General features: G+C 68.7%; 17 protein-coding genes. 8 read left to right on the forward strand and 9 right to left on the reverse strand.

Features of this window, described 5'->3' with window-relative positions; translation table 11 throughout:
* The first annotated feature begins 653 nt into the window (after window positions 1-653).
* From U4Z64_RS26280 to U4Z64_RS26295, 4 genes are all read left to right on the forward strand, one after another.
* The gene (locus U4Z64_RS26280) at window positions 654-1478 is read left to right on the forward strand and encodes an IclR family transcriptional regulator (RefSeq protein WP_124571054.1); all 825 of its coding nucleotides are present in this window, start codon (window positions 654-656) and stop codon (window positions 1476-1478) included.
* A 285-nt stretch (window positions 1479-1763) separates the two neighbouring features.
* The gene (locus U4Z64_RS26285) at window positions 1764-3131 is read left to right on the forward strand and encodes an MdtA/MuxA family multidrug efflux RND transporter periplasmic adaptor subunit (protein ID WP_321821501.1); all 1368 of its coding nucleotides are present in this window, start codon (window positions 1764-1766) and stop codon (window positions 3129-3131) included.
* A 15-nt stretch (window positions 3132-3146) separates the two neighbouring features.
* Entirely contained in the window at window positions 3147-6260 is a 3114-nt protein-coding gene (locus U4Z64_RS26290; RefSeq protein ID WP_321798529.1) for an MdtB/MuxB family multidrug efflux RND transporter permease subunit, read from the forward strand.
* Window positions 6261-6364: 104 nt separating this feature from the next.
* Window positions 6365-9673 (forward strand): efflux RND transporter permease subunit, encoded by a 3309-nt coding sequence (locus U4Z64_RS26295; RefSeq protein WP_321821502.1) that lies wholly within the window; start codon window positions 6365-6367, stop codon window positions 9671-9673.
* Between the two features lie 69 nt (window positions 9674-9742).
* Here U4Z64_RS26295 and U4Z64_RS26300 read toward each other — a convergent pair whose 3' ends face one another.
* From U4Z64_RS26300 to U4Z64_RS26315, 4 genes are all read right to left on the reverse strand, one after another.
* Window positions 9743-10705 (reverse strand): AraC family transcriptional regulator, encoded by a 963-nt coding sequence (locus tag U4Z64_RS26300; RefSeq protein ID WP_321798525.1) that lies wholly within the window; start codon window positions 10703-10705, stop codon window positions 9743-9745.
* Between the two features lie 31 nt (window positions 10706-10736).
* Window positions 10737-11831 carry a porin gene (locus tag U4Z64_RS26305; RefSeq protein ID WP_321821503.1) on the reverse strand — a complete coding sequence of 365 codons (1095 nt, stop codon included), beginning with the start codon at window positions 11829-11831 and terminating at the stop codon, window positions 10737-10739.
* A gap of 88 nt (window positions 11832-11919) precedes the next feature.
* A complete protein-coding gene (locus tag U4Z64_RS26310; protein ID WP_321821504.1) occupies window positions 11920-14124 on the reverse strand; it encodes a xanthine dehydrogenase family protein molybdopterin-binding subunit in 2205 nt (734 codons plus the stop codon).
* Window positions 14108-14548 carry a (2Fe-2S)-binding protein gene (locus U4Z64_RS26315; RefSeq protein ID WP_321821505.1) on the reverse strand — a complete coding sequence of 147 codons (441 nt, stop codon included), beginning with the start codon at window positions 14546-14548 and terminating at the stop codon, window positions 14108-14110. The genes U4Z64_RS26310 and U4Z64_RS26315 overlap by 17 nt, the downstream gene beginning before the upstream one ends.
* 276 nt (window positions 14549-14824) lie before the next feature.
* Here U4Z64_RS26315 and U4Z64_RS26320 point away from each other — a divergent pair, with 276 nt between their 5' ends.
* Entirely contained in the window at window positions 14825-15208 is a 384-nt protein-coding gene (locus U4Z64_RS26320; protein WP_415750597.1) for a VOC family protein, read from the forward strand.
* A gap of 94 nt (window positions 15209-15302) precedes the next feature.
* Here the strand turns inward: U4Z64_RS26320 and U4Z64_RS26325 are convergent, their stop codons facing one another.
* On the reverse strand, window positions 15303-16823 hold the full coding sequence (locus tag U4Z64_RS26325; RefSeq protein WP_321821507.1) for an NYN domain-containing protein: 1521 nt from the start codon (window positions 16821-16823) through the stop codon (window positions 15303-15305).
* Between the two features lie 252 nt (window positions 16824-17075).
* Between U4Z64_RS26325 and U4Z64_RS26330 the strand changes: the two genes are divergently transcribed.
* Window positions 17076-17705, forward strand: a complete 630-nt coding sequence (locus tag U4Z64_RS26330) for an SDR family oxidoreductase (RefSeq protein WP_124487395.1) — start codon at window positions 17076-17078, stop codon at window positions 17703-17705.
* A gap of 107 nt (window positions 17706-17812) precedes the next feature.
* On the opposite strand, the gene U4Z64_RS26335 is transcribed toward U4Z64_RS26330, so the two are convergent.
* Window positions 17813-18364 (reverse strand): peroxiredoxin, encoded by a 552-nt coding sequence (locus U4Z64_RS26335; protein ID WP_321798511.1) that lies wholly within the window; start codon window positions 18362-18364, stop codon window positions 17813-17815.
* Between the two features lie 279 nt (window positions 18365-18643).
* Here U4Z64_RS26335 and cdpA point away from each other — a divergent pair, with 279 nt between their 5' ends.
* Window positions 18644-20383 carry a cyclic di-GMP phosphodiesterase CdpA gene (gene cdpA / locus U4Z64_RS26340; RefSeq protein ID WP_193759872.1) on the forward strand — a complete coding sequence of 580 codons (1740 nt, stop codon included), beginning with the start codon at window positions 18644-18646 and terminating at the stop codon, window positions 20381-20383.
* 27 nt (window positions 20384-20410) lie between these two features.
* The gene (locus U4Z64_RS26345) at window positions 20411-21925 is read left to right on the forward strand and encodes an HDOD domain-containing protein (protein ID WP_321821508.1); all 1515 of its coding nucleotides are present in this window, start codon (window positions 20411-20413) and stop codon (window positions 21923-21925) included.
* Window positions 21926-22003: 78 nt separating this feature from the next.
* Here the strand turns inward: U4Z64_RS26345 and U4Z64_RS26350 are convergent, their stop codons facing one another.
* The 3 genes from U4Z64_RS26350 to astB form a co-directional block, all read right to left on the reverse strand.
* A complete protein-coding gene (locus U4Z64_RS26350) occupies window positions 22004-22798 on the reverse strand; it encodes an ABC transporter substrate-binding protein (protein WP_044849131.1) in 795 nt (264 codons plus the stop codon).
* Window positions 22799-23155: 357 nt separating this feature from the next.
* A complete protein-coding gene (gene astE / locus U4Z64_RS26355) occupies window positions 23156-24205 on the reverse strand; it encodes a succinylglutamate desuccinylase (RefSeq protein ID WP_321821509.1) in 1050 nt (349 codons plus the stop codon).
* Window positions 24189-25529 (reverse strand): N-succinylarginine dihydrolase, encoded by a 1341-nt coding sequence (astB, locus tag U4Z64_RS26360; protein WP_044849129.1) that lies wholly within the window; start codon window positions 25527-25529, stop codon window positions 24189-24191. Before astB ends, astE begins: the two co-directional genes overlap by 17 nt.
* Between the last annotated feature and the right edge of the window lies 1 nt (window position 25530).

Consider the following 25530-nt stretch of genomic DNA (forward strand, 5'->3'; position numbering starts at 1 on the left):
TTCACGGCCCGTACCGGCATTCTGCGGACGCGCGCGCAAGGCCGGGATGGGTCACCCTCCTACTTTTGCATAGGGGGTCCCCGGCGAACGGGGAGCATCATTTGCCGCACGATCGGCGCACACCGCGCGGGCATGCCGGCGGCGCGGCCAGCCGATGATCGAAATGACGGAAACGAGGGTCCGGCGCCGAACGACGCGGCGATTCGGGGGAGGATGGCTGGCGACGCGGTAGACTTCGCTGTGGCGCAACCGCGGCGTTCGGGCCCTGATGGCGGGCTTGCCGGGCTGCAACGGGAAACGACGGGCAAAAAAAAGCGCCACGGAGACCGTGGCGCTAAAAAAGTTCTAGCCATTCCGAGGGCCGTGCTAGAACCTGAGAGACTGCGCGAAACACCGTTGCCGGTTAAACTCCTGAAACGATGTTTCGAAAACGTGAGACATTCTTTCCGTTTCCGCCCGACAAGTCAAGCGGTATTTGCACCGGTTTGTTCACTTTCCGGCAAGGCTCATTTGAGCACTTTCCTAATAAACCAAGGGTGAACCCGTAAAATCTCATCCGATGAACGATTCACCCATGGAACATGCATCTTTTGACAATCATCCTACAATACCAACAAAATGAAATCGAGTTTCGGAAATAGAGAGAATCCCTCGTGTCGACATCTGTAACGCCTTCCGCGCCCCGAGACCGCGAATCGTCGCCGGACGAGATCACCGCGCTCGCGCGCGGCCTCGCCGTGCTGCGCCGCATCGCGGCCGCCGACGCCCCGGTCAGCAACCGCGAGCTGACCGAATTGACGGGCATCCCGAAACCGACCGTGTCGCGCATCACGGCGACGCTCGTCAGCGCCGGCTTCCTGTTCCAGCTGCCCGACAGCGAGCGCTTCGTGCTGACCGCGTCGGTGCTGGAGCTGAGCCACGGCTTCCTGCGCAACTTCGACATCCGCGCGCGCTCGCGGCCGTTCATGATCGAACTCGCCGAGCGCACGTCGCTGTCGGTGCACCTCGCGGTGCGCGACCGGCTCGACATGGTCGCGATCGACGTGATCCGGCCGCGCTCGGCCGTGCTCGTCACGCGCCTCGAGATCGGCTCGCGGATGGACATCGCGCGCACCGCGGTCGGCCGCGCGTATCTTGCGGCGCTGGAGGACGACGAGCGCCGCACGCTGCTTGACGCGCTGCGCGCGACGGCCGGCGACGACTGGCCGCACGTATCGGCGCGCCTGACCCCCGGCCTCGAGGACGCGATGCGCGCCGGCCACGCGATCGCGATCGGCGAATGGCGCGAAGGGCTGAATGCGGTCGCGGCCGGGTTCGTCGGCCCGTCGGGCCAGCGCTATTCGGTGAACTGCGGCGGCGCATCGAGTCAGTGCCCGCCCGAATGGCTGCAGGAACACGTGGTGCCCGCGCTGCACGAGTGCATCGCGAAAATCACCCGCGAGATCGGCGGCGCGCCGGCCCGGCGCAGCGCCGTGTAATCGATCCGTCATCGCCCCGTCGCGTTCTGTAACGACCGTAACCCGTTGAAAGATAGACGACTGGACTGTAACGGGGACGGGACGTAGGATCATGCCCATCGTCGCGCCGCATTCGCGGCGCGCACCGCTCTTTTCTTTTTCCGCGCAGACCGGAAGGGCCCGTACCGAGCCGGCCTTCCGGCACCGCATGCCCCTGCGCCGCCCAGGCCCGTTTTCCAGCCCGGTTTCGAGCCCGGTTTCGAGCCCGTTTCCCGGCCTGCCGAGCCGTCTTCCTGACAGAACCCGATGGACAATCAACAAAAGCCCACGCCCCCTTCGAAGGATCCCGCCTCCCCCGCCGCGCGCCGCCCGCGCCGCACGCTGGTGATCGGGACGCTCGCGGTCGTCGTCATCGGCGGCCTGCTGTGGTGGCACCCGTGGAACCGCACGCAGGCCGACGCGCAGGCGGCGGCCAGCGCGGCCTCCGGCGCGAGCGCAGGCGGCGGCCATCGCGGCCGCGGCGGCCCCGCCGCGATGGCGAACGTTCCGCAACCCGTATCGGTCGCGACCGCGACGCAGGGCGAGATGCCGATCGTGCTGTCCGCGCTCGGCACCGTGACGCCGCTCGCGAGCGTGACGGTCAAGACGCAGCTGTCGGGCTACCTGCAGTCGGTCGCGTTCCAGGAAGGCCAGATCGTCAGGAAGGGCGACCTGCTCGCGCAGATCGACCCGCGCCCGTACCAGGTCGCGCTCGAGAACGCCGAAGGCACGCACGCGCGCGACTCGGCACTGCTCGCGACGGCCCGCCTCGACCTGAAGCGCTACCAGACGCTGCTGTCGCAGGATTCGATCGCATCGCAGACGGTCGACACCCAGGCGTCGCTCGTCAAGCAATATGAAGGAACGGTGAAGACCGACCAGGCGGCGATCGATTCCGCGAAGCTGAACCTCGCGTACGCGCGCATCACGGCGCCGGTGTCGGGCCGCGTCGGCCTGCGCCAGGTCGACCCCGGCAACTACGTGACGCCGGGCGACACGAACGGGATCGTCGTGATCACACAGCTGCAGCCGATGAGCGTGATCTTCACGACTTCGGAAGACAACCTGCCGCAGATCGTCAAGCAGGTGAACACGGGCCGGAAACTGTCGGTCACCGCGTACAACCGCAACAACACGGTACCGCTCGAGACGGGTTCGCTCGCCACGCTCGACAACCAGATCGACACCAGCACCGGCACGGTCAAGCTGCGTGCGACCTTCGATAACAAGGAAGGGCTGCTGTTCCCGAATCAGTTCGTGAACGCGCGGCTGCTGGTCGACGTGATGCGCGATGCGACGATCGTGCCGACGGCCGCCGTGCTGACGGGCTCGATCGGCCAGTTCGTGTACATCGTGAAGCCCGACAACACGGTGACGGTGCGCAAGGTCACGATCGGCCCGGTCGACGGCGAGCGCACGAGCATCGTCAGCGGCGTCGCGCTCGGCGAGCGCGTGGTCACCGACGGCTCCGACCGGCTGCGCGAAGGCGCGAAGATCACGATCCCGGCCGACAAGCCGAAAGGCGCGTCGGGCGCGCACGGCGCCGGCGCGGCGTCCGGCGCATCGGGCGCGGCCGCCCGCCGCGGCGGACACAAGCACGGCGCGTCGCAGGCAGCGGCCCCCGCGGCCCAGTAACGCGCGGGCCGCTCGATGAATCCATCCCGCCTCTTCATTCTCCGGCCGGTCGGCACCGCCCTCCTGATGGCGGCGATCATGCTGGCCGGTCTCGTCGCGCTGCGCTTCCTGCCGCTCGCCGCCCTGCCCGAGGTCGACTACCCGACGATCCAGGTCCAGACCTTCTATCCGGGCGCGAGCCCGGAGGTGATGACGTCGGCGGTCACCGCGCCGCTGGAGCGGCAGTTCGGCCAGATGCCGTCGCTGAACCAGATGTCGTCGCAAAGCTCGGCCGGCGCGTCGGTGATCACGCTGCAGTTCTCGCTCGACCTGCCGCTCGACATCGCCGAACAGGAAGTGCAGGCCGCGATCAACGCGGCCGGCAACCTGCTGCCGTCCGACCTCCCGGCCCCGCCGATCTATGCGAAGGTCAATCCGGCCGACGCGCCGGTGCTGACCCTCGCGATCACGTCGAAGACCCTGCCGCTCACCCAGGTGCAGGACCTGACCGACACGCGTCTCGCGATGAAGATCTCGCAGATCGCGGGCGTCGGCCTCGTCAGCCTGTCGGGCGGCAACCGGCCGGCCGTGCGGATCCAGGCGAACCCGACCGCGCTCGCGCAGTACGGGATGAACCTCGACGACCTGCGCACGACGATCTCGAACCTGAACGTGAACACGCCGAAGGGCAACTTCGACGGCCCGACGCGCGCGTACACGATCAACGCGAACGACCAGCTCACCAGCGCCGATCAATACAACGACGCGGTCGTCGCCTACAAGAGCGGCCGCCCGGTGATGCTGACCGACGTCGCGAAGATCGTCGCCGGCTCCGAGAACACCAAGCTCGGCGCGTGGGTCAATGCGGAGCCCGCGATCATCCTGAACGTGCAGCGCCAGCCGGGCGCGAACGTGATCGCGACCGTCGACGCGATCAAGGCGCAGCTGCCGAAGCTGCAGGAGACGCTGCCCGCCGCGCTCGACGTGCAGATCGTCACCGACCGCACGACGATGATCCGCGCCGCCGTGCGCGACGTGCAGTTCGAGCTGCTGCTCGCGGTCGCGCTGGTCGTGCTGGTGATGTACCTGTTCCTCGCGAACGTCTACGCGACCATCATCCCGAGCCTGTCGGTGCCGCTGTCGCTGATCGGCACGCTCGCGGTGATGTACATGGCCGGCTTCTCGCTGAACAACCTGTCGCTGATGGCGCTCACCATCGCGACCGGCTTCGTCGTCGACGACGCGATCGTGATGATCGAGAACATCGCGCGCTACGTCGAGGAAGGCGACACGGGCCTCGAGGCCGCGCTGAAGGGCTCGAGACAGATCGGCTTCACGATCATCTCGCTGACGGTGTCGCTGATCGCGGTGCTGATCCCGCTGCTGTTCATGGGCGACGTGGTCGGCCGCCTGTTCCACGAGTTCGCGATCACGCTCGCGGTGACGATCGTGATCTCGGCGATCGTGTCGCTCACGCTCGTGCCGATGATGTGCGCGAAGCTGCTGCGCCATTCGCCGCCGCCGGAGAGCCACCGCTTCGAGGCGCGCGTGCACCGCGCGATCGACTGGGTGATCGCACGCTACGGGGTCGCGCTCGAATGGGTGCTGAACCGCCAGCGCTCGACGCTCGTCGTCGCGGTGCTGACGCTCGTGCTGACCGGCCTGCTCTACGTGTTCATACCGAAGGGCTTCTTCCCCGCGCAGGACACCGGCGTGATCCAGGCGATCACGCAGGCGCCGCAGTCGATCTCGTACGGCGCGATGGCCGAACGCCAGCAGGCGCTCGCGGCCGAGATCCTGAAGGATCCGAACGTCGCGAGCCTCACGTCGTTCATCGGCGTCGACGGCAGCAACATCACGCTGAACAGCGGCCGGATGCTGATCAACCTGAAGGCGCGCGACGCCCGCTCCGAATCGTCCGCGCAGATCATCCGCGACCTGCAGCAGCGCGTCGCGAACGTGACCGGCATCTCGCTGTTCATGCAGTCGGTACAGGACCTGACGATCGACTCGACCGTGAGCCCGACGCAGTACCAGTTCATGCTGACGAGCCCGAACCCGGACGAGTTCGCGACCTGGGTGCCGAAGCTCGTCACGCGGCTGCAAAAGGAGCCGTCGCTCGCCGACGTCGCGACCGACCTGCAGAGCAACGGCCAGTCGGTCTACATCGAGATCGACCGCGCGAGCGCCGCGCGCTTCGGCATCACGCCGGCGACCGTCGACAACGCGCTGTACGACGCGTTCGGCCAGCGCATCGTGTCGACCATCTTCACGCAGTCGAACCAGTACCGCGTGATTCTCGAGTCGGAGCCGAAGGAGCAGCATTACGCCGAATCGCTGAGCGACATCTACCTGCCGTCCGCGGGCGGCGGCCAGGTGCCGCTGTCGTCGATCGCGTCGTTCCACGAGCGGCCGTCGCCGCTGCTCGTCGCGCACCTGTCGCAGTTCCCGTCGACGACGATCTCGTTCAACCTCGCGCCGGGCGCGTCGCTCGGCGAGGCCGTGAAGGCGATCGGCGCCGCCGAGCAGGACATCGGCCTGCCCGGCTCGTTCCAGACGCGCTTCCAGGGCGCCGCGCTCGCGTTCCAGGCGTCGCTGTCGAACCAGCTGTTCCTGATCCTCGCGGCGGTCATCACGATGTACATCGTGCTCGGCGTGCTGTACGAGAGCTACATCCACCCGATCACGATCCTGTCGACGCTGCCGTCGGCCGGCGTCGGCGCGCTGCTTGCGCTGATGATCACCGGGCACGACCTCGACATCATCGGGATCATCGGGATCGTGCTGCTGATCGGCATCGTGAAGAAGAACGCGATCATGATGATCGACTTCGCGCTCGAAGCCGAGCGGGTCGAAGGCAAGCCGCCGCGCGAGGCGATCTACCAGGCGTGCCTGCTGCGCTTCCGGCCGATCCTGATGACGACGCTCGCCGCGCTGCTCGGCGCGGTGCCGCTGATCGTCGGCGCGGGCGCGGGCTCCGAGCTGCGCCAGCCGCTCGGAATCGCGATCGCGGGCGGCCTGATCGTGTCGCAGGTGCTGACGCTGTTCACGACGCCGGTGATCTACCTCGGCTTCGACAGCCTCGCGCGCCGCGTGCGCGGCTGGTTCGAGCGGCACGGCCCCGGCGCCGGCACGCGCACGGACGTGTAAATGAAACGACCCCCACGCTCACTTCGTTCGCGTGGGGGGGCGCAGCCCCCCCATCTCCCGAAAACGCATCCGTCGGAACACGCGGCGGCCCAGCGAGTGCCGACATGAACCTGTCGCGCCCCTTCATCACCCGCCCCGTCGCGACGACGCTGCTCGCGCTCGGCGTCGCGCTCGCGGGCCTGTTCGCGTTCATCAGGCTGCCGGTGTCGCCGCTGCCGCAGGTCGACTTCCCGACCATCTCGGTGCAGGCGTCGCTGCCCGGCGCGAGCCCCGAGACGGTCGCGACCAGCGTGACGAGCCCGCTCGAGCGGCACCTCGGCTCGATCGCCGACGTCAGCGAAATGACGTCGACCAGCACCGTCGGCAACGCGCGGATCATCCTGCAATTCGGGCTGAACCGCGACATCGACGGCGCCGCGCGCGACGTGCAGGCCGCGATCAACGCGGCGCGCGCCGACCTGCCCGCGTCGCTCAGGAGCAACCCGACGTATCGCAAGGTCAACCCGGCCGACTCGCCGATCATGATCGTGTCGCTCACGTCGGAAACGTCGTCGCCCGCGAAACTGTACGACGCCGCATCGACGGTGCTGCAGCAGTCGCTGTCGCAGATCGACGGGATCGGCCAGGTGTCGGTGAGCGGCTCCGCGAACCCGGCCGTGCGCGTCGAGCTCGAGCCGCACGCGCTGTTCCACTACGGGATCGGTCTCGAGGACGTGCGCGCGGCGCTCGCGTCCGCGAACGCCAACAGCCCGAAGGGCGCGATCGAGTTCGGCCCGAAGCACTACCAGCTCTATACGAACGACCAGGCGTCGCAGGCGTCGCAGTACAGCGACCTCGTCGTCGCTTACCGCAAAGGCGCGGCCGTGCGGCTGTCCGACCTGTCCGAGGTCGTGGACGGCGTCGAGGACCTGCGCAACCTCGGTTTGTCGAACGGCAAGCGCGCGGTGCTCGTGATCCTCTACCGCTCGCCCGGCGCGAACATCATCGAGACGATCGACCGCGTGCGCGCGGCGCTGCCGCAGCTCACCGCGTCGCTGCCGGCCGACATCACGGTCACGCCGGTGCTCGACCGTTCGACGACGATCCGTGCGTCGCTGAAGGACACCGAGCACACGCTGCTGATCGCGGTCAGCCTGGTCGTGATGGTCGTGTTCCTGTTCCTGCGCAACTGGCGCGCGACGCTGATCCCGAGCGTCGCGGTGCCGATCTCGATCGTCGGCACGTTCGGCGCGATGTACCTGCTCGGCTTCTCGATCGACAACCTGTCGCTGATGGCGCTGATCGTCGCGACCGGCTTCGTCGTCGACGATGCGATCGTCGTGCTCGAGAACATCACGCGCCACATCGAGAACGGCAAGCCGAGGTTGCAGGCCGCGTTCGACGGCGCGCGCGAGGTCGGCTTCACGGTGCTGTCGATGAGCATCTCGCTCGTCGCGGTGTTCCTGCCGATCCTGCTGATGGGCGGCATCGTCGGGCGGCTGTTCCGCGAGTTCGCACTGACGCTGTCGCTCGCGATCGGCGTGTCGCTCGCGGTGTCGCTCACCGTCACGCCGATGATGTGCGCGCGGCTGCTGCGCGAAGCGCACGAGGTGCAGGAGGAAGGCCGCCTCGGCCGCTTCCTCGAGCGCTTCTTCACGCGGATGCAGCGCGGCTACGAGCGCTCGCTGTCGTGGGCGCTGCGCCGCCCGCTGCTGGTGCTGCTGATCCTGTTCGCGACGATCGGGCTGAACGTCTACCTGTACATCATCGTGCCGAAGGGCTTCTTCCCGCAGCAGGACACCGGGCTGATGATCGGCGGCATCCAGGCCGACCAGTCGACCTCGTTCCAGGCGATGAAGCTGAAGTTCGCCGAGATGATGCGGATCGTGCAGGCGAACCCGAACGTGAAGAGCGTCGCGGGCTTCACCGGCGGCACCCAGACCAACTCGGGCTTCATGTTCGTCACGCTGAAGGACCGCACCGAGCGCAAGCTGTCGGCCGACCAGGTGATCCAGCAGTTGCGCAGGCCGCTGTCGGACGTCGCGGGCGCGCGCACGTTCCTGCAGGCCGCGCAGGACATCCGCGTCGGCGGCCGGCAAAGCAGCGCGCAGTACCAGTTCACGCTGCTCGGCGATTCGAGCGCCGAGCTGTACAAGTGGGCGCCGCTCCTGACCGAGGCGCTGCAGAAGCGCGCCGAGCTGACCGACGTGAACTCCGACCAGCAGCAAGGCGGCCTCGAGGCGATGGTGACGATCGACCGCGCGAGCGCCGCGCGGCTCGGCATCAAGCCCGCGCAGATCGACAACACGCTGTACGACGCGTTCGGCCAGCGCCAGGTCTCGACGATCTACAACCCGCTGAACCAGTACCACGTCGTGATGGAGGTCGCGCCGAAATACTGGCAGAGCCCGGAGATGCTGAACCAGGTGTGGATCAGCACGTCGGGCGGCAGCGCGAACGGCTCGCAGACCACCAACGCGGCGGCCGGCACCTTCGTCGCGACCTCGGCCGGCACGTCGAGCGCCGGCACGGCCGCGACGAGCGCCGCGGCGATCGCGTCCGATTCCGCGCGCAACCAGGCGCTGAACTCGATCGCGTCGAGCGGCAAGTCGAGCGCGTCGTCGGGCGCGGCGGTGTCGACGTCGAAGTCGACGATGATTCCGCTGTCCGCGATCGCGACCTTCGGCCCGAGCACGACGCCGCTGTCGGTCAATCACCAGGGGCTGTTCGTCGCGACGACGATCTCGTTCAACCTGCCGCCGGGCGTGTCGCTGTCGCAGGCGACCCAGGTGATCTACCAGACGATGGCGCAGATCGGCGTGCCGCCAACGATCGTCGGCAGCTTCCAGGGCACCGCGCAGGCGTTCCAGCAGTCGCTGAACAACCAGCCGATCCTGATTCTCGCGGCGCTGCTGGCCGTCTACATCGTGCTCGGGATCCTGTACGAAAGCTACATCCACCCGATCACGATCCTGTCGACGCTGCCGTCGGCCGGCGTCGGCGCCCTGCTCGCGCTGCTGCTGTTCAAGACCGAGTTCAGCATCATCGCGCTGATCGGCGTGATCCTGCTGATCGGTATCGTGAAGAAGAACGCGATCATGATGGTCGACTTCGCGATCGACCAGACGCGCAACGGCAACAAATCGTCGTTCGATGCGATCCACGAGGCGTGCCTGCTGCGCTTCCGGCCGATCATGATGACCACGATGGCGGCACTCCTCGGCGCGCTGCCGCTCGCGTTCGGCCACGGCGACGGCGCCGAGCTGCGCGCGCCGCTCGGGATCGCGATCGCCGGCGGCCTGATCATGTCGCAGGTGCTGACGCTCTATACGACGCCGGTCGTCTATCTGTACATGGACCGGTTCCGCGTGTGGGGCGAAAAGCGCCGCAACCGCCGCGGCAATTCGGGCGGGCCGGCGGTGGCCGGGGAGTAACGGCACGCGGCCGCTTCGAGAATCGCGAGCCTGCGCGCAAGCGCGGGCTCGCGATAGCGCGACGCGCCGTCATCCATGTCGCGCGAGGTCATACAGATCCTTTGCGTTGCGCGCATAGCGGCGCGGCGCCATTCCCGACCAGCGATGAAACGCGCGCGCAAATGCCTTCTCCGACGTGTAGCCGACCCGCTCGGCAACCTCGATCAGCCGCAGCTTGCCGTGCGCGAGCTCGCCGCTCGCCAGATACATCCGGTAGGCGGTCAGGTGGACGATCGGCGTCTCGCCGACCAGTTCCGCGAAACGCGCGCAAAAGCGCGAGCGCGACATGCCGGCCTCGGCCGCGAGACTCGCGAGCTGCCAGTTGCGGCGCGGGTCGCGGTGCATCAGCGCCATCGCACGGCCGATCTGCGGATCGGTCAGGCCGCGCAGCCAGCCCGTATGATTTGCCGACGACTGCAGGTGCGCGCGCAACAGCTGCACGAACAGCACGTCGGCGAGACGCGTCGCGGCGACGGCCCAGCCGGGCTGGCACGCCATCGACTCCTCGATGAAGCTCTGCAGCGTGCTCGCGAGCCAGGGCGCGACGGCCGCGTCGTTCGCGCGGACGTGGATCAGTGGCGGCAGCACGGATAACAGCGGGCTGCGCACGAGGTCGCGATAAATGACGATCCCGGTATAGAGGTCGCTGGTCGCGCCGCCACCGCCTGCGGCGAATTCGAGCGGCGTGTCGAAGCGCGGCCGGATGCCCTTGTCCGCCATCAACGTATCGAACAGCACCGGTGGCTCGTCGAGCGACGACGCCATCACGTGCTCGTCGCCGTGCGGCAGCAGCACGAAGTCGCCCGGCCCCACATGCACGGGCGCGGCACCGGCGACCGAGAGGAAGAACGGGCTGCCCGCGCAGGTGCGAAACGGTGCGCCCGCGACGGCCGGCTTGCGGATCGCCCACGGTGCGCTCAACGTGAAGCGCCCGGTGACGACCGCATCGGCCCGCAGATCGGCCAGCACGTCGCTGAGAAGATCGGTCGTCATCGTCGGAGTCTCCGTGGTGCGTGCCGGCGGCTCAAAAGCGCTGCTGGATGCCCGCCATCACGCCGACCTGGTTCCGGCCGGCGCCGACGGTGCCGCCGGCCGCCACCGCCGACGTGCCGAGTGCGCTGTTCGTCATGTAGCCGACCGACGTATAGAGCATCGTACGCTTCGACAGGCTGTAATTGGCGCGCGCGACGAACAGGTTCGAGTCGTAGCGGCCGCGCAGCAGGTAGCGCAGCGCCTGTGCGTCGAACGATAGCGCCGGCGTCGCGTAGACCGTGCCGCCCGCGAAGAAGATGTCCGACTGGCTGTGCGTCGCGGCCGCCGTGTTACGGCGGATCCAGCCCGCGCCGAGTTTCGCGATGCCGAATTTCACGTACGCGTCGACGATCGTACGCGTGTCCGTATAGCCGGGGCTCGACAGCGGCGCCGACGCACCCGCGCCGCCGTGCATCACGTCGTACGAAGCGGCCGCGCCGAACTGCGGCGCGTCGTACGCGACCATCATCGTGTACTGGCGGCAGGCGACCGGATCGCCCGCCACGTTGCCCGCGCAGTTCGTGGCCGACGGGCCGGCCGGGCCCGCGCCGTCGCGCCCGGTGCTGTAGGTGCCGCCGAGCGTCAGGCCGCCGAAGTGGCCGAGATAGCCGGCCGCGTTGTCGCTGCGCGCATTCGGCAGATAGCTGTCGAAGCTCGCCATCGAATGAATCGACGGGCCGATCACGTCGGCGTTCAGCAGCACCAGCATCGACATGTTCATCTGCCGCCCGAGGGTGAGCGCCCCGTACGGCGATTCGATGCCGACGTTCGCCTGCCGGCCGAAGAGCCGGCCGCCGTAGTTCAGCGCGCCCGAGTTCAGCGCGAAGCCGTTCTCGAGCACGAAGAACGCGCGATAGCCGCCGCCGAGATCCTCGACGCCGCGCAACCCGAAGCGCGACGGCACCTCGCCGGTCAGCGACGGCATGCCGGCGACCGAGCCGCCGCCCGCCGCGTTGTTGTAGTACTGGATGCCGGTATCGACGATGCCGTACAGCGTCACGCTGCTCTGCGCATGCGCGCCCGGCGACACGGCAGCGGCGGCCGCCGCGAACGAAACGGCCGTTGCGGCCGTGCGGAAGGTTTTCATGGAAGTCTCCAGACCAGTCGTGTAGTTATGCTTGATATTGACCGGCGTCGCATCGCACGCTGCCGGCCTTGGGGGAACACCGGAAAGCTCAGGTCACGAGCGGCGTGGCGAACGGCATCGAGCGCGGCCGCTCGCCGGTCGCATGCCAGATCGCGTCGGCGACGGCCGGTGCGACCGGCGGCAACGCGACTTCGCCGCAGCCTTGCGGGTCGCGATCGCTGTCGACGATCACGACGTCGATCTTCGGCATCGCGGCCAGACCGAGCAGCGGGTAGTCCGCGAAATTGCGCTGCACGACCGCGCCGTGCGCGAACGTGATCTCGCTTCGGAACGTATTGGTCAGCGCGAAGCCGACGCCGCCTTCGACCATCTCGCGAATCAGCAGCGGATTGATCGCGCGGCCGCAGTCGATCCCGCACACGATCCGGTCGAGCTTCACGTTGCCGCCCGTCACGCGCACCTCGGCGATCGTCGCGACGTACGTGCGGAACGCGCCGCCGCGCCCCGTGTACAACGAATACGCGACGCCGCGCGACAGGCCGGCCGGCGCGCGGCCGAACCAGTTCGCGCGCGCGGCCGTCGCGTCGAGCACGCGCAGCGCGAGCGGGTCGTGCTTGAGCAACGCGCGCCGGTATCGCACGGGGTCGGCCCGCGCCGTGTGCGCGAGTTCGTTTACAAAGCTCTCGAGGAAAAACACCGTCGACGTGCTGCCGACGCTGCGCATGAAGCTGACCGGAATCGGCTGCATCACCGTGACCGAGTCGACCAGCAGGTTCGGCACGTCGTAGCAAAGGTCGTACAAGCCGTCGAGCATCGTCTCGTCCCAGCCGCCCGCCTTCTCGTAGCGGTCGCGCTTGATCGCCGCATACAGCGAGTGGCCGGCGACGCGCGCATGCAGCGCGACCGGCAGCCCGTCGCTGCCGAGCGCGGCGCGCAACCGCGCGGACGCGCACGGCCGATAGAAGCCGTGACGGATGTCGTCCTCGCGCGAGCGGATCACCTTCACGGGCCGCCCGACCGCCTTCGACGCGACGGCCGCATGCACGACGAAATCGGGCACGTACTTGCGGCCGAAGCTGCCGCCAAGAAACGTCGTGTTGACGATGATGCGCTCGGCCGGCATGCCGAACAGCGACGACAGCGTCCAGCGCACTTTGTCCTGCCCCTGGATCGGCCCCCACACCTCGATATCGTCCGCCCGCACGTGCACGGTCGCGTTGACGGGCTCCATCGTCGCGTGAACGATGTACGGCGTGTGGTAGTCGGCTTCGACGAGCGTGCCGGCCTCGGCGAGCCGGCGAGCGGGCTCGCCGATCGTCGTCGCGACCGCCGCGTGCTCCGCCTGCAGCGCGCCCTTGCACTGCGCGAGAATCGTCGCGCTGTCGAACGCCGGCGTCGGGCCCGCATCCCACACGATGTCCGCCGCATCGCACGCCTTCTTCGCCTGCCAGTAGGTATGCGCGACAACGATCACCGCGTCCTTCGCGAGCACGACGTCCGCGACGCCGGGCATCGCACGCAACGCGTCGCGATTGTTCACGGCCGTCGGCCGGCCGTTCAGCGTCGGCGCCATCGCCAGCGCGCCGACCAGCATATCGGGCACCTGCACGTCGATGCCGTAGATCGCGCTGCCGTCGACTTTCGCGGGCACGTCGAGCTTGTGCAGCGGACGACCGATCAGCGTGTGCGCGGATTCCGGCTTCAGGCGCGGCTGCGGGTCGTGCGGCAGCTTCGCAGCGGCATCGACGAGTTCGCCATATGACAGCGACCGGCCGCTCGGTGCATGGATGACACGGCCGTCGCGCGTCACGCATTGCGTGTCGCGCACGCCGAGCCGCGCGGCACCGGCCCGCAGGAACACCGAGCGCGCCTGCGCGCCCGCGATGCGCAGCCGCGTGTAGAACATCGTCGCCGACATCGATGCGCCGACGAACTGCTGCGGCGCCTCGTTCGCGGCGTCGATCCGGTACGCGTCGCGCCCCGTGACGAATTCGATCGTCACGCTGCGCCAGTCGGCATCCATCTCGTCGGCGAGCACCTGCGGCAGCCCCGTGTAGACGCCCTGCCCGACTTCGGCTTGCGACAGGCCGATGATCGTCCTGCCGTCAGCGTCGACGCGCACCCAGTCGTTGATCTCGCGAAAGCGTGCGCCGTCGCCGGCCGCCTGCACGACGTCGCCGATCGCGAGCGGCAGCAGCAGGCTGCCCGCCAGCGCGACGCCGCCCTTCAGGAATACGCGCCGCGATGCATTCGGCGTGTGCCGCACCCGCACCGCGTCAGCCGGCCGCGACATGGATGGCCTCGCGAATGCGTTGATAGGTCGCGCAGCGGCACAGGTTCGTGACGGCCTGGTCGATCTGCGCGTCGGTCGGCTTGCGATGCCGCGCGAGCAGCGCGGCGGTGGCCATCACCATCCCCGACTGGCAGTAGCCACACTGCGGCACGTCCTTCTCGATCCACGCGCGCTGCACCGGGTGTGAGCGATCGTGCGACAGCCCCTCGATCGTCGTGACCGCGCGACCCGCGACGCTCGCGGCCGGCAGCACGCACGAGCGTGCGGCCTCGCCGTCGAGATGCACGGTGCAGGCACCGCATACGCCGATGCCGCAGCCATATTTGGTGCCGGTGAGCCGGGCCGCGTCGCGTATGACCCACAGCAGCGGCGTATCGGGATCGCCGTCGAAATCGAACGGCTGGCCGTTCAGCGTGAAGCGCATCGTCTGTCTCCCTGTTGCGCATCGCCGGTTCGTCATCCGGCGGATGGCGGCGATGGTTGACAGGGATTCTTGGCGGCGCAAAAAGCCACGCCAATGACCTTTGCTCCCGAAAAAGTAGCCGATCGTCCAGATCGTTGCAGACGACGATTCGCTGACGGCCGCCGCACCAGCCGCCGTCGTGGCAGCCGCGCTCGCCGCCCATCCGGCTTGCACGCCGGCGGCGATCAGCTATCGTGTGTCCATGCCCACCCTCGCGCCCCGTCCCGGGGACCCGCCATGAACGTCCAGCCGAACCATACGATCGTCTGGTGCCGCGACAAGCACGCATCGAGCCGCTTCCTCACCGAGCTTCTGGAACTGCCGGCGCCGACGCCGTTCGGCGCGATGCTGGTCGTCCAGCTCGACAACGGCGTGTCGCTCGATTTTTATGAAAAAGAGGGAGAGATCACGGCCCAGCACTACGCGTTCCTGACCGACGAGGCCGGCTTCGATCGCGTGTTCGCGCGCATTCGCGCGCGCGGCCTGCCGCACTGGGCCGATCCGGCGAAGCGGCAGCCCGGTGAGATCTACCGCCATGACGGCGGGCGGGGTGTGTATTTCGACGATCCGGACGGTCACTTCCTCGAGGTGATGACGCGGCCGTACGTGCTGAACGGATAACGAAGCGCGTCGGCCGGTGTTGCACCGGCCGACGCGGCGGCGCGGGCAGCGCCCTCGGTCGGACGCCGCCCCGCCCTGACGCCCGCTGACTCCGTTACTCGGCGGCGGCAGCCGTCTTGCGCGGACGGCGCGCGCGGGTCGCCGTCTTGCGGGCCGGCTTCTTCGGCTTGGCGCCGGCTGCTGCGTCGGCGGCCGCTTCAACGGTCGATTCGGCGGCCGGTGCGGCTTCGTGCGACGGCTGCGCGGCAGCCGCCGACGCACCGTACTCGCCGGCCGTCGGCGACGCGTGCTGCGCCGCGACGTGCCGGTCCTCACCGTGGTCCGCGTCGCGATGCGTCGCTTCTGCATGCTTGCCTTCGGTGTGCTTGCCGTCCGCGTGCTTGTCGCCACCGTGCTTCGCACCGCCGTGCGCGGCCTCGTCCGGATTCGCCGCCGTGTGACGGCCGGCCCCCTTCGCATCGCCCGCCTGCTTCACGCCGGCCTTCTTCGCCCCTGCCTTCTTCGCCGCGGTCTTGCGCGCGCGCTTGCGGCCGTCCTTCGCGTCACCGTGCGTGTCGGCCGCCTCATTCGCGTCGGCCGTCGCGGCCGGCACGAGCGCCGCTTCGTTCACGACGTCGACGACGTCCGCCTCGTCGGCATCGGCCCGCACGCTTTCGCCGACAGCCGCTTCCGCCCGCTGCCCGCGGCGCCGCGGCTCGCGCTCGGCCGTTGCGGCTTCCCCGTGGCGCCCGCCGTGACCGTGCTGCGCGCCGCCCGTATCGCGCGCCGCCGCCACCGGCTCGGCCGCCGCCGCGGACTGGCGCGGCCGCGACACGAACGCGCCCGACTTGTCGTCGCGACCCACCTCGAGCAGGCCGCGCGCCTGCGCTTCGTCGAGCAGGTTGCCGAATGCGCGGAAACCGTAATACGACTCGTTGAAGTCCGGCTTGCGGCGCTTGATCGCGCTCTTGAGCACCGACGCCCAGATCTTGCCGACGTCGTCGCGCTCCGACGCCAGCGCATCGAACGTCTCGACCGCGAGCGCGATCGCCTCGCTGCGGCGCACTTCCAGTTCCGGCTTGCGCGACGGCTCGTCGGCGCGCTTCGCGCCGCCGTTGCCGGTGCGCTGCTGTTCGCGCTTCGCCAGCGCGCGCTGCTGCTCGCGCACCAGGTCGTCGTAGAAAATGAATTCGTCGCAGTTCGCGACCAGCAGGTCCGACGTCGACTTCTTCACGCCGACCCCGATCACCTTCTTCGCGTTCTCGCGCAGCTTCGACACGAGCGGCGAGAAATCCGAGTCGCCGCTGATGATCACGAACGTATCGACGTGCGACTTCGTGTAGCAGAGATCGAGCGCGTCCACGACGAGCCGGATGTCGGCCGAATTCTTGCCCGACTGGCGCACGTGCGGAATCTCGATCAGCTCGAAGCTCGCCTCGTGCATCGAGGCCTTGAAGCCCTTGTAGCGCTCCCAGTCGCAATACGCCTTCTTCACGACGATGCTGCCCTTCAGCAGCAGCCGCTCCAGCACGGGCTTGATGTCGAATTTCTCGTACTTCGCGTCGCGCACGCCGAGCGCGACGTTCTCGAAGTCGCAGAACACGGCCATGCTGACGTTGTCCAGGGGTAATGCCATGTGTACTCCAACCGGTTGGCCGCCGCGTTGTATTTCTTGGCGGCGAAAAATGCATCGCGCACATGATAGCCGGTCGGCGGGGCGATTCCGCGATCCGTGCGCGCGAGCGCGCGGAGACGGGGCGCCGCGCCGGCCGTTTCGGTGCGGTACAGCCCCAATTACCCGAGCGCCGCCGCCCCGATCGACATACACTTGAGTATCGGTCGTCCGTCCCTATCTGGAAGGACGACGCATCGAGCAAGGAGCGGTTTCATGACGACGAAGGTATTGCTGATTGGCGCGACCGGCCGCACCGGCCGGGCCTGCGCGGATCTGCTGCTGGAGCAGCCGGAATTCGAGGTGACTGCGCTGGTGCGCCGGCACGGCTATGCGCTGCCGGGCGCGAAGGTCGTCGAGGCCGATCTGACGGGCGATTTCTCGCACGCGTTCCAGGGCATCACGCACGTGATCTACGCGGCCGGCTCGGCGGAATCGGAAGGCGCCGCCGAAGAGGAGCAGATCGACCGCGACGCGGTCGCGCGCGCGGCCGAGCATGCGCTCGCCTACAACGTGCAGAAGCTGGTCGTGATCAGTTCGCTGACCGCGTACTGGCCGGAGCGCAGCGGCGACGCGCTGCGTCACTACTCGCAGATGAAGCGCGAAGGCGACGACCGCGTGATCGCGTCGGGCATCGATTACGTGATCCTGCGCCCCGGCCCGCTCGCGGACGGCCCGGGGGTCGGCAAGATCGCGCTGACCGAGGAGCCGCTCGACGCAGCGCCGCCGGTGTCGCGCCAGGATGTCGCGTGGGCCGCGATCGAGGCGATCAAGCTGGGCATTTCGCGCAAGGTCATCGGCTTCGTCGGCGGCAGCGTGCCGATCGAACAGGCATTGCGCGCCTGACGCTTGCCCGGCCTGCCCGCGCCGCCACGGGGCGGCCGCGTGTCATCGCGCCTGCGGCCCGCGAAGCGGGCCGCTTTACGGCGGGCTGACCGCCTGCTCGTGGCTGCTTACGGCTTCGGATGCGCGTCGGCCCACGCCTTCACCGCGCCGAGCGTGTTCTCGACATGCTTGTCGGGCGACAGGCTCGTATATTCGTACAACACCTTCCCTTCCGGCGAAATCACGTAGGACACGCGGTTCGCGCGATCGAGCGCGGGCAGCTTCGCGTCGTATTCGCGGATGATCTTCGCATCCGGATCGGCCGCGACCGGGAACTTGCTGCGGCACTCGCTCACCGAGAACTTCGTCAGCGTGTCGATGTTGTCCGCGGATACGCCGATCACCGTCGCGCCGTAAGCCTTGTAACGATCGACCGCATCCGCGAACGCATGCGCCTCGATGGTGCAGCCCTTCGTGAACGCGGCCGGGTAGAAGTACAGCACGACCGGTCCGTGCTTCAGCGCATCGGCCAGCGAGTACGTGTAAGTCTTGCCGCCCAGCGACGCCTGCGTCGTGAAGTCGGGCGCCGCGGCGCCCGGCTTCAGTTCCGCCTGCGCGACCCGCGCATGGCCGGCCACCAGCAGCGCCGCCGCGGCGCCCACCCATAGTTTTCGCTTCATCTGCGTCCTCATTTCTTATAAAGTCAGCCTCGATGTAGGCCGCATCGGCGTTCGCCTGTCGAACGCCGATGTGCGCGACCCGGTCCAGCGGCCGTGCCAGCCGCGGCCGGCCGGTTAAAGATTTCGCGCAGCCTGCCGTTATTTCTTCCGGACAACCAGTTCCAGCCCTTCACGTCAGCGAGACACATGGAAGCCAACAGGAAACAGACGCCACGCAAGGGCTCCTGGCGCAATGCCTTGCATACGCTGCGCCGCTTCGCCTGGTCGGGCGGCGCGCTGATGCCTGCGCGCGCCGGCGCGCCGCGCCGCGACGACACCGTGCGCAACTGGCTGGAACAGACGGTCGGCACGGTGGACTTCCTCGCCCATGTCGACCGCGAGCTGCGTTTCCTGTACGTGTCCGATGCGAGCCTGCGCTTCATCGGCTATCACCGCGACTACCTGCACACGCTGACGCTGCGCGACCTGATCGCGGAACAGGATACCGCGACGCTCGAAGGCCTGCTTGCACGCGCCGCGCGCTCCGGCCAGGTCGAGAAGGCGACGATGTGCATCGTCAAGTCGCTCACCTATCCGCTCGACGTCGAGGTCCGCGCGTTCAAGAGCCGCCACCACGGCGTCGACGGCTTCGCGATCGCGGCGTTCGACGTGTCGGCCTGGCGTGCGCTCGAGGCCCGCCTGACGTACGAGATGCACCACGACCCGATGACGGGGCTCGGCAACCTGTCCGCACTCGTGCCGGCGCTGATGCGCGCGCAGCAGGCCGCCGACGAAAGCGGCACCTGTGCCGCCCTGCTGCTGCTCGACCTCGACGACTACCAGCGCATCAACCGTGCGCTCGGCTACGACGCCGGCGACACGCTGTTGCGCGACACCGCGCAGCGGCTGCAGGCGCTCGTCGCGCCCGGCGAGCAGCTCGCGCGTGTCGCGAGCGACAAGTTCGCGGTCGTGCTCACCGCACCGGACCGCGCGCACGCGAGCAATGCCGCGGACGCGCTCGCGCGCCGGCTGCAGGCCGCGGTGCGCGAACCTTACGCGTACCAGGGGCAGACCGTCCACCTGTCCGCGAGCATTGGCATCGCCGTGTACCCGGACGAACGGGCCGCGCCGCATCGCGCGCAGCATCACAGCCCGCTGCTGCGCCGCGCCGACCACGCACTCGCGCAGGCGAAGGCATCGGGCGGCAACGCGCTCGCGTTTCACGCGCCGGTCGACGATCCGGCCGACGCCGAGCGGCTCAAGCTCGAAGCCGACCTGTACGACGGCGTGCGCAACGGCGAGTTCTCGCTCCACTTCCAGCCGATCACGCGCAGCCAGTCGGGGGCGGTGGACGGCGTCGAGGCGCTGATCCGCTGGCGTCATCCGGTGCACGGCCTCGTGCCGCCGGCGACCTTCATTCCGCTCGCCGAATCGATCGGCCTGATCAACTATCTCGGCAACTGGGTGCTCAAGGCCGCGTGCATGCAGCTCGTCGCCTGGGATCGCCAGGGGCTCGCGCTGCAGTACGTGGCGGTCAACGTGTCGCCGCAGCAGTTCCGCGACCCGCGCTTCACGCAGAGCGTGCGCGAGGCGATCGCGCTGACGGGCATCGACCCGCGCCGCATCGTGCTGGAAATCACCGAAAGCCTGCTGATGCACGACCCCGTGCAGGCGAAGGGGCTGCTCGAGGAGCTGACCGAGCTCGGCATCCGCTTCGCGATCGACGATTTCGGCACCGGCTATTCGAGCCTCGCCTACCTGCAGCGCTTCCCGCTCGCGAAGCTGAAGATCGACCGCAGCTTCGTCGAGAACCTGCTGACGTCGCGCAACGACCGCGCGATCGTGTCGGCGGTGGTCGGCCTCGCGCAGACGCTCGATCTCGAGCTTGTCGCGGAAGGCGTCGAGACCGAGGCGCAGCGCGAACTGCTGACCGAGATGGGCTGCAACCACATCCAGGGCTGGCTCGTGTGCCAGGCGCTGCCGTCCGAGGAACTCGCACGGCGCTTCGAGGCGCAGCAGCTGCGCCTGCACGCCGCCTGACACGCGCGGCGAACCGGATAGATCCGTATGTCAATCACCGCACACCTGCCCCGCACGGCGCTGCTCGACAAGCTGTGGGCCCGGATGAACGAACGGGGCGACTTCCCGCTGCTGTCGGAATCGCTGCGCGCGACGATGGCCGCGATGAAGAACGACGACCTCGACTTCACCGCGCTCGTGCGCGTCGTGCTGTCGGATTTCGCGCTCACGCAGAAAGTCCTGCGGCTCGCCAATTCCGCGATGTACATGGCGTTCGGCGGCAACATCACGACCGTCACGCGGGCGCTGATGGTGCTCGGCATGGACACGGTCGGCCATCTGGTCGTCGGGCTGAAGCTCGTCGATCACTTCCACCACAGCACGCCGCGCCGCATCGACGCGAAGCTCGAGCTGAACCGCGCGCTGCTGTCCGGCTGCGTCGCCCGCAAGCTCACCGAGCATGCGGAGCTGCGCGGCGGCGAGGAAGCCGTCGTCTGCACGCTGATGCGCCAGGTCGGCAAGCTGCTGGTGGTCTGCTATCTCGACAGCGAATGGGACCGGATCCGCCGTCGCGCCGCCGAGCTGGACGGCGACGATGCGGCCGCGTGCATCGACGTGCTCGGCGTCGGCTTCGACGAGATCGGCCTCGAGGCCGCCGCGAGCTGGCGGCTGCCCGACGTGATCCGCGCCGGGATGGCCGACGACGACGGCCGTACCGCGCATGCCGCGAGCCTCGACGAGGACGATGACGACGCCGACGACCGCCAGCGCTCCCGCGACGCGTGCGCCGACGACAGCCCCGGCCGCGTACGCTGGCTGCGCGCGGTGAGCCGCTGCTCGACCGATGTCGCCGGTGCGCTCGCGATGCCCGCGGGGCCGCAGCGCGACGCGCACATCGCGGTGCTCGCGCAGCACTACAGCCAGGAGCTGGACATCGACGCCGACGCGTTGGTGGCGATCGCCGACCGGCTTGCATCCGAGGAAGCCAGCGACACCGTGATGCGCGAGATCGTCGAGCTGCGCGCGAACGCCGACGCGATCGCGCGGGCGCAGCCCGATCCCGAGGCATGCCTCGAGGCCGGTCTCGCGGACCTGCGCGCGCTGCCGTCCGAGCACGTGCTGACGCCGGTGCTCGCGCTCGCGTCGGAAAGCCTGCTCGCGGGCCTCGCGTTCACGCGCACCGTGATGTTCGTGCGCCGGGAAGACGGCGCGTTCGCCGCGCGTCTCGGCTTCGGCCCGGGCGTCGATGCGGCGCTCGACCGGCTGTGCTTCGACGAGCGCTTCGAGCCGGACGTGTTCCATCTCGCGATCACGAACTCGGTCGGCATCTTCATCGAGCAGGCGCAGGACCCGAAGATGGTGAAACGCCTGCCCGCGTGGTATCTCGACGCGCTTCCGGACACGCGCGCGTTCGTGCTGCTGCCGGTGCGCGTCGGCGCGAAAACGGTCGGCCTGCTGTACGGCGACTGGGCCGGCGCGCAGCCGGCGCGCAAGATCACGCAGCAGGAGATGAGCGTGCTCAACGAACTCGCGCGCGAACTGGGGCGGTTCTTTCCCGCGTAATCGGCGTGATGCGGGCGGCGCCCCAAAAGCAAACCGGCCGCAAAAGCGGCCGGCTGCAGGTACGACGGATCGAAATGCTTACTTGAGCGTGACCGGCACGCTGAAGTACTTCTTCGCGAGGTTGTCGATCGTGCCGTCGGCCTTCAGTTCCTTCAGCGCCTGATCGAGCGCGGTCTTCAGTGCCGCGTCGTTCTTGCGCAGGCCGAAGCCGACGCCCGAACCGAGGATCTCGGCATCGCTGACCGTGCCGCCGGCGAAGCCGAAGCCCTGGCCTTGCGGCTTCGACAGGAAGCCCTTCGAGCCGGCCTCCGAATCCTGGAACGCCGCGTCGAGACGGCCCGACTTCAGGTCGGCGTAGGCCAGGTCCTGCGTCTGGTAAGGCACGACTTCGACGCCGGCCGGCGCCCACTTCTTCTTCGCGTACGCTTCCTGGATCGTGCCCTGCAGCACGCCGACGCGCTTGCCCTTCAGTGCTTGCGGGGTCGGCTGCAGGCCGCTGCCCTGCTTCGCGATCAGCTGGTTCGGGATCGTGTAGATCGGATCGGTGAACGCGATCGCGTGCTTGCGCTGGTCGGTGATCGTCATGTCCGAGTTGATCGCGTCGAACTTGCGCGCCTGCAGCGCGGGGATCAGGCCATCGAAGTCGTTCTCGACCCACACGCACTTCGTCTTCAGCTTCGCGCACACCGCGTTGCCGATGTCGATGTCGAAGCCGGTCAGCTTGCCGTCGGGCGTCTTGTATTCGAACGGCGCGTACGAGGCCTCGACGCCGAACCGGATCTCCTTCAGATCCGCTGCCATCGCGCTGCCTGCCGCCACGGCCGATGCCGCCACTACCGCGTGCGCGGCCACTTTACGCCAATCCAACTTCATCAGGTGTTCTCCTCGATACTCGAATGTTCCGGAACTACGGGCGCATGCATCATCGCAGGGTCGGATGACGACGCCAATGCCGATGCCGCGCCTTGATGCGGCGCAACAGCCGCAAGGCCGCGATTGTACCAATCCGCGCGGCCCGGCACGGCAAAGCGGCCGCCGGCCCGCGATGCTGCGCTGCGTGCACGATGACGGCAGGATGCGCCGTCGAACTTGCAAGACGATGTCGCAAATACGCAAGCGCGACGCACGGGCCATCCGCGCGGCATGCGGGCGTCGATCGCAAAAAAGGAAATGCGGCCGGACGATGCGCGGGCCGCGGCCCCCCCGCAGCCACGCGCCATCGGCCTTGGATCAGACGAGTGCGGCCAGCGTCTCGCGCGTCGTATCGACCACGAGCAGCCCCGCGCGCAAACCCGGCTTCACGGCCGGATTCGGAAACACGATGCGCTCCTCGTCGTGCTGCACCGTGTAGCGGTAGTCGCCGTCCTGCGCGAGCACGGTACCGCGCGCGAACGCGGTGAAATTCGCGACGTCGGCCGCGACGAACAGCTCGAGTGCATCGCTCTGCTTCGTGATCTGGTCGATCACGGTGAACACGCGCGGCAACGCGGCGTCGACGTCGCGCGGCGCACCGGACACGAGCCTGCGCACCGCACGGTCCGCCGGCGCGAAGCGCGACAGGTCGTTCTGGCCGAACGGCCGCACCTTGCCGAGTTCGAGCGTGCACGCGAGCGCGCCGCAGTGCTCGGCCGTGTAATGCGAATACGTGTTGCCCTTCGCGGTATGCAGCAGCACGGCCGCGATGCGCGCATCGCCGAGCCATTCGACCATCTTGCGGGCAGGCGGCGTGCCCGTGTGCGGCAGCAGCGCGAACTGTTCGAACACCGATGCGCGGATCGCCGTGTGCATGTCGACGTGCCAGCGCGCACTGCCTGCCGGCGCGGCCGCGAAGAACGCGGCGGCCGCCGCTTCGAGCTGCACCGCGCGCGGCGCTTCGCGGCTCGCGGGCACTTGTGCGTGACGGCCGCTGAACAGGCGGTTCAGGTCGTCGTCGAGATAACGTGCGCCCGCGCGCATCGCCGGCACGTTGCCGAGCACGACGAGCAGGCGGCACGCGAGCGGCAACGTGCCCGCCGCGAGATCGCGCACGAGCATCGACAGCAGCTCGATCGGCGCGGTCTCGTCGCCATGCACGCCGGCCGACACGAGCACGCTCGGCGCGTCGGCGGCCCCGTCGGCCGGCCCGAGTTCGAGCAGCCCGTCGCCGAGCCAATGCCAGCGCACCGCGCCGTTCGCGCACGTGCCGACCTTCACGGCCGGCGCGTCGCCCGCGAGCGTGAACGCGAGGAAGTCGTCGAGCAGCACGGCGGCCGGCACGCGGGACTCAGCGCTGGAAGTCATACAGCGACCCGACGCGCAGGATCTGCGTGAGCTCGTCGAGCGCCGTGCGCGATTCGTCGAGCAGCGTCGGATCGGCGAGGTCTTCCGGTGCGAGACGGTCGCGGTAGTGCTTTTCGATCCACGCATCGAGCGACGCGAACAGCGTGTCGTTGATCCACACGTTCGACGTGACGGCCGCACGCTCGGCGTCGTTCAGCACGACGCGCAGGCGCAGGCACGCAGGCCCGCCGCCGTTCTTCATGCTTTCGCGCAGGTCGAACACGAGCACGTCGCGGATCGGGCCGTTGCCGGCCGCGAGCTGGTCGAGATAGGCGGCAACGTTCGCGTTCTCGCGGCATTCCTGCGGCACGACGAGCACCTGCGAGCCGTCCGCGCGCGACAGCAGCTGGCTGTTGAACAGGTACGACGTGACCGCATCGTTCACGCTCACGGCCGCATCGGGCACCTCGATCACGTTCAGCCGCGCGCCGCGCGCGTCGAGCGTGGCGGTCAGCGTGTCGTAGATCGCCTGCTTGTTGACGAACGCGCGCTCGTGCGTGAACAGCGTGTCGCGGTTGCCGACCGAGATCACGTCGTTGTGGAACACGCCTGCATCGATCACGTCCGGATCCTGCTGCGCATAGACCGTCGCCGTTTCGGCGAGACCGTGGCGATGCGCGACCGCGCGGCTCGCCTCGAAGGTCTGGCGCGCCGGGAAGCGCTTCGGCTCAACGCCGCGGCGGTATTCCGCGCGGCCGTACACGAAGAACTCGACGCCCGGCAGGCCGTATTCGGCGCAAAAGCGCGTGTGGTTGGCCGCGCCCTCGTCGCCGAGCGCCGGCGTGCCCGTCAGCGCCTCGTGCACCGCGAAGTGCGCGGGATCGGCGAACAGCGTCGACAGCGTGCGGCGCGTCGCTTCGTGCTCGATCGCGCGATGCAGCTTGCTGCACAGGTTGGCCGGCGTGAAGTGCACACGGCCGTCGCTCGTGTCGGCCGACGGGCTGACGGTCGCCGCGTTCGCAGTCCACATCGCCGACGCCGAGCTCGCCGCTGCGAGCAGTTCGGGCGCCTGCTTCGCGGCCTTCGCGATCACGTCCGCGTCCTTGCCGGAGAAGCCGAGCTCGCGCAGCAGGCGCAGCGACGGGCGCTCCTGCGGCGGCAGCACGCCTTGCGCGAAGCCGAGATCCGCGAGCTGCTTCATCTTGCGCAGCCCCTGCTTCGCGGCGGCCTTCGGATTCGCGGCCGACTTCTCGTTGTTGAGCGACGCCACGTTGCCGAACGACAGCCCGGCGTAGTTGTGGGTCGGGCCGACGAGTCCGTCGAAATTGGCTTCTTGTGCGTTCATC

It is taken from the genome of Burkholderia sp. BCC1996 (assembly GCF_905339955.1).
Classification (GTDB): Bacteria; Pseudomonadota; Gammaproteobacteria; order Burkholderiales; family Burkholderiaceae; genus Burkholderia.

Bases quoted from the DNA above. Each gene is read 5' to 3' on its own strand.
- U4Z64_RS26285 (WP_321821501.1), top strand. From the start codon at position 1,764: ATGGACAATCAACAAAAGCCCACGCCCCCTTCGAAGGATCCCGCCTCC.
- U4Z64_RS26290 (WP_321798529.1), top strand. From the start codon at position 3,147: ATGAATCCATCCCGCCTCTTCATTCTCCGGCCGGTCGGCACCGCCCTC.
- U4Z64_RS26295 (WP_321821502.1), top strand. From the start codon at position 6,365: ATGAACCTGTCGCGCCCCTTCATCACCCGCCCCGTCGCGACGACGCTG.
- U4Z64_RS26300 (WP_321798525.1), bottom strand. From the start codon at position 10,705: ATGACGACCGATCTTCTCAGCGACGTGCTGGCCGATCTGCGGGCCGAT.
- U4Z64_RS26305 (WP_321821503.1), bottom strand. From the start codon at position 11,831: ATGAAAACCTTCCGCACGGCCGCAACGGCCGTTTCGTTCGCGGCGGCC.
- U4Z64_RS26310 (WP_321821504.1), bottom strand. From the start codon at position 14,124: ATGTCGCGGCCGGCTGACGCGGTGCGGGTGCGGCACACGCCGAATGCA.
- U4Z64_RS26315 (WP_321821505.1), bottom strand. From the start codon at position 14,548: ATGCGCTTCACGCTGAACGGCCAGCCGTTCGATTTCGACGGCGATCCC.
- U4Z64_RS26320 (WP_415750597.1), top strand. From the start codon at position 14,825: ATGAACGTCCAGCCGAACCATACGATCGTCTGGTGCCGCGACAAGCAC.
- U4Z64_RS26325 (WP_321821507.1), bottom strand. From the start codon at position 16,823: ATGGCATTACCCCTGGACAACGTCAGCATGGCCGTGTTCTGCGACTTC.
- U4Z64_RS26330 (WP_124487395.1), top strand. From the start codon at position 17,076: ATGACGACGAAGGTATTGCTGATTGGCGCGACCGGCCGCACCGGCCGG.
- U4Z64_RS26335 (WP_321798511.1), bottom strand. From the start codon at position 18,364: ATGAAGCGAAAACTATGGGTGGGCGCCGCGGCGGCGCTGCTGGTGGCC.
- cdpA (WP_193759872.1), top strand. From the start codon at position 18,644: ATGCCTGCGCGCGCCGGCGCGCCGCGCCGCGACGACACCGTGCGCAAC.
- U4Z64_RS26345 (WP_321821508.1), top strand. From the start codon at position 20,411: ATGTCAATCACCGCACACCTGCCCCGCACGGCGCTGCTCGACAAGCTG.
- U4Z64_RS26350 (WP_044849131.1), bottom strand. From the start codon at position 22,798: ATGAAGTTGGATTGGCGTAAAGTGGCCGCGCACGCGGTAGTGGCGGCA.
- astE (WP_321821509.1), bottom strand. From the start codon at position 24,205: ATGACTTCCAGCGCTGAGTCCCGCGTGCCGGCCGCCGTGCTGCTCGAC.
- astB (WP_044849129.1), bottom strand. From the start codon at position 25,529: ATGAACGCACAAGAAGCCAATTTCGACGGACTCGTCGGCCCGACCCAC.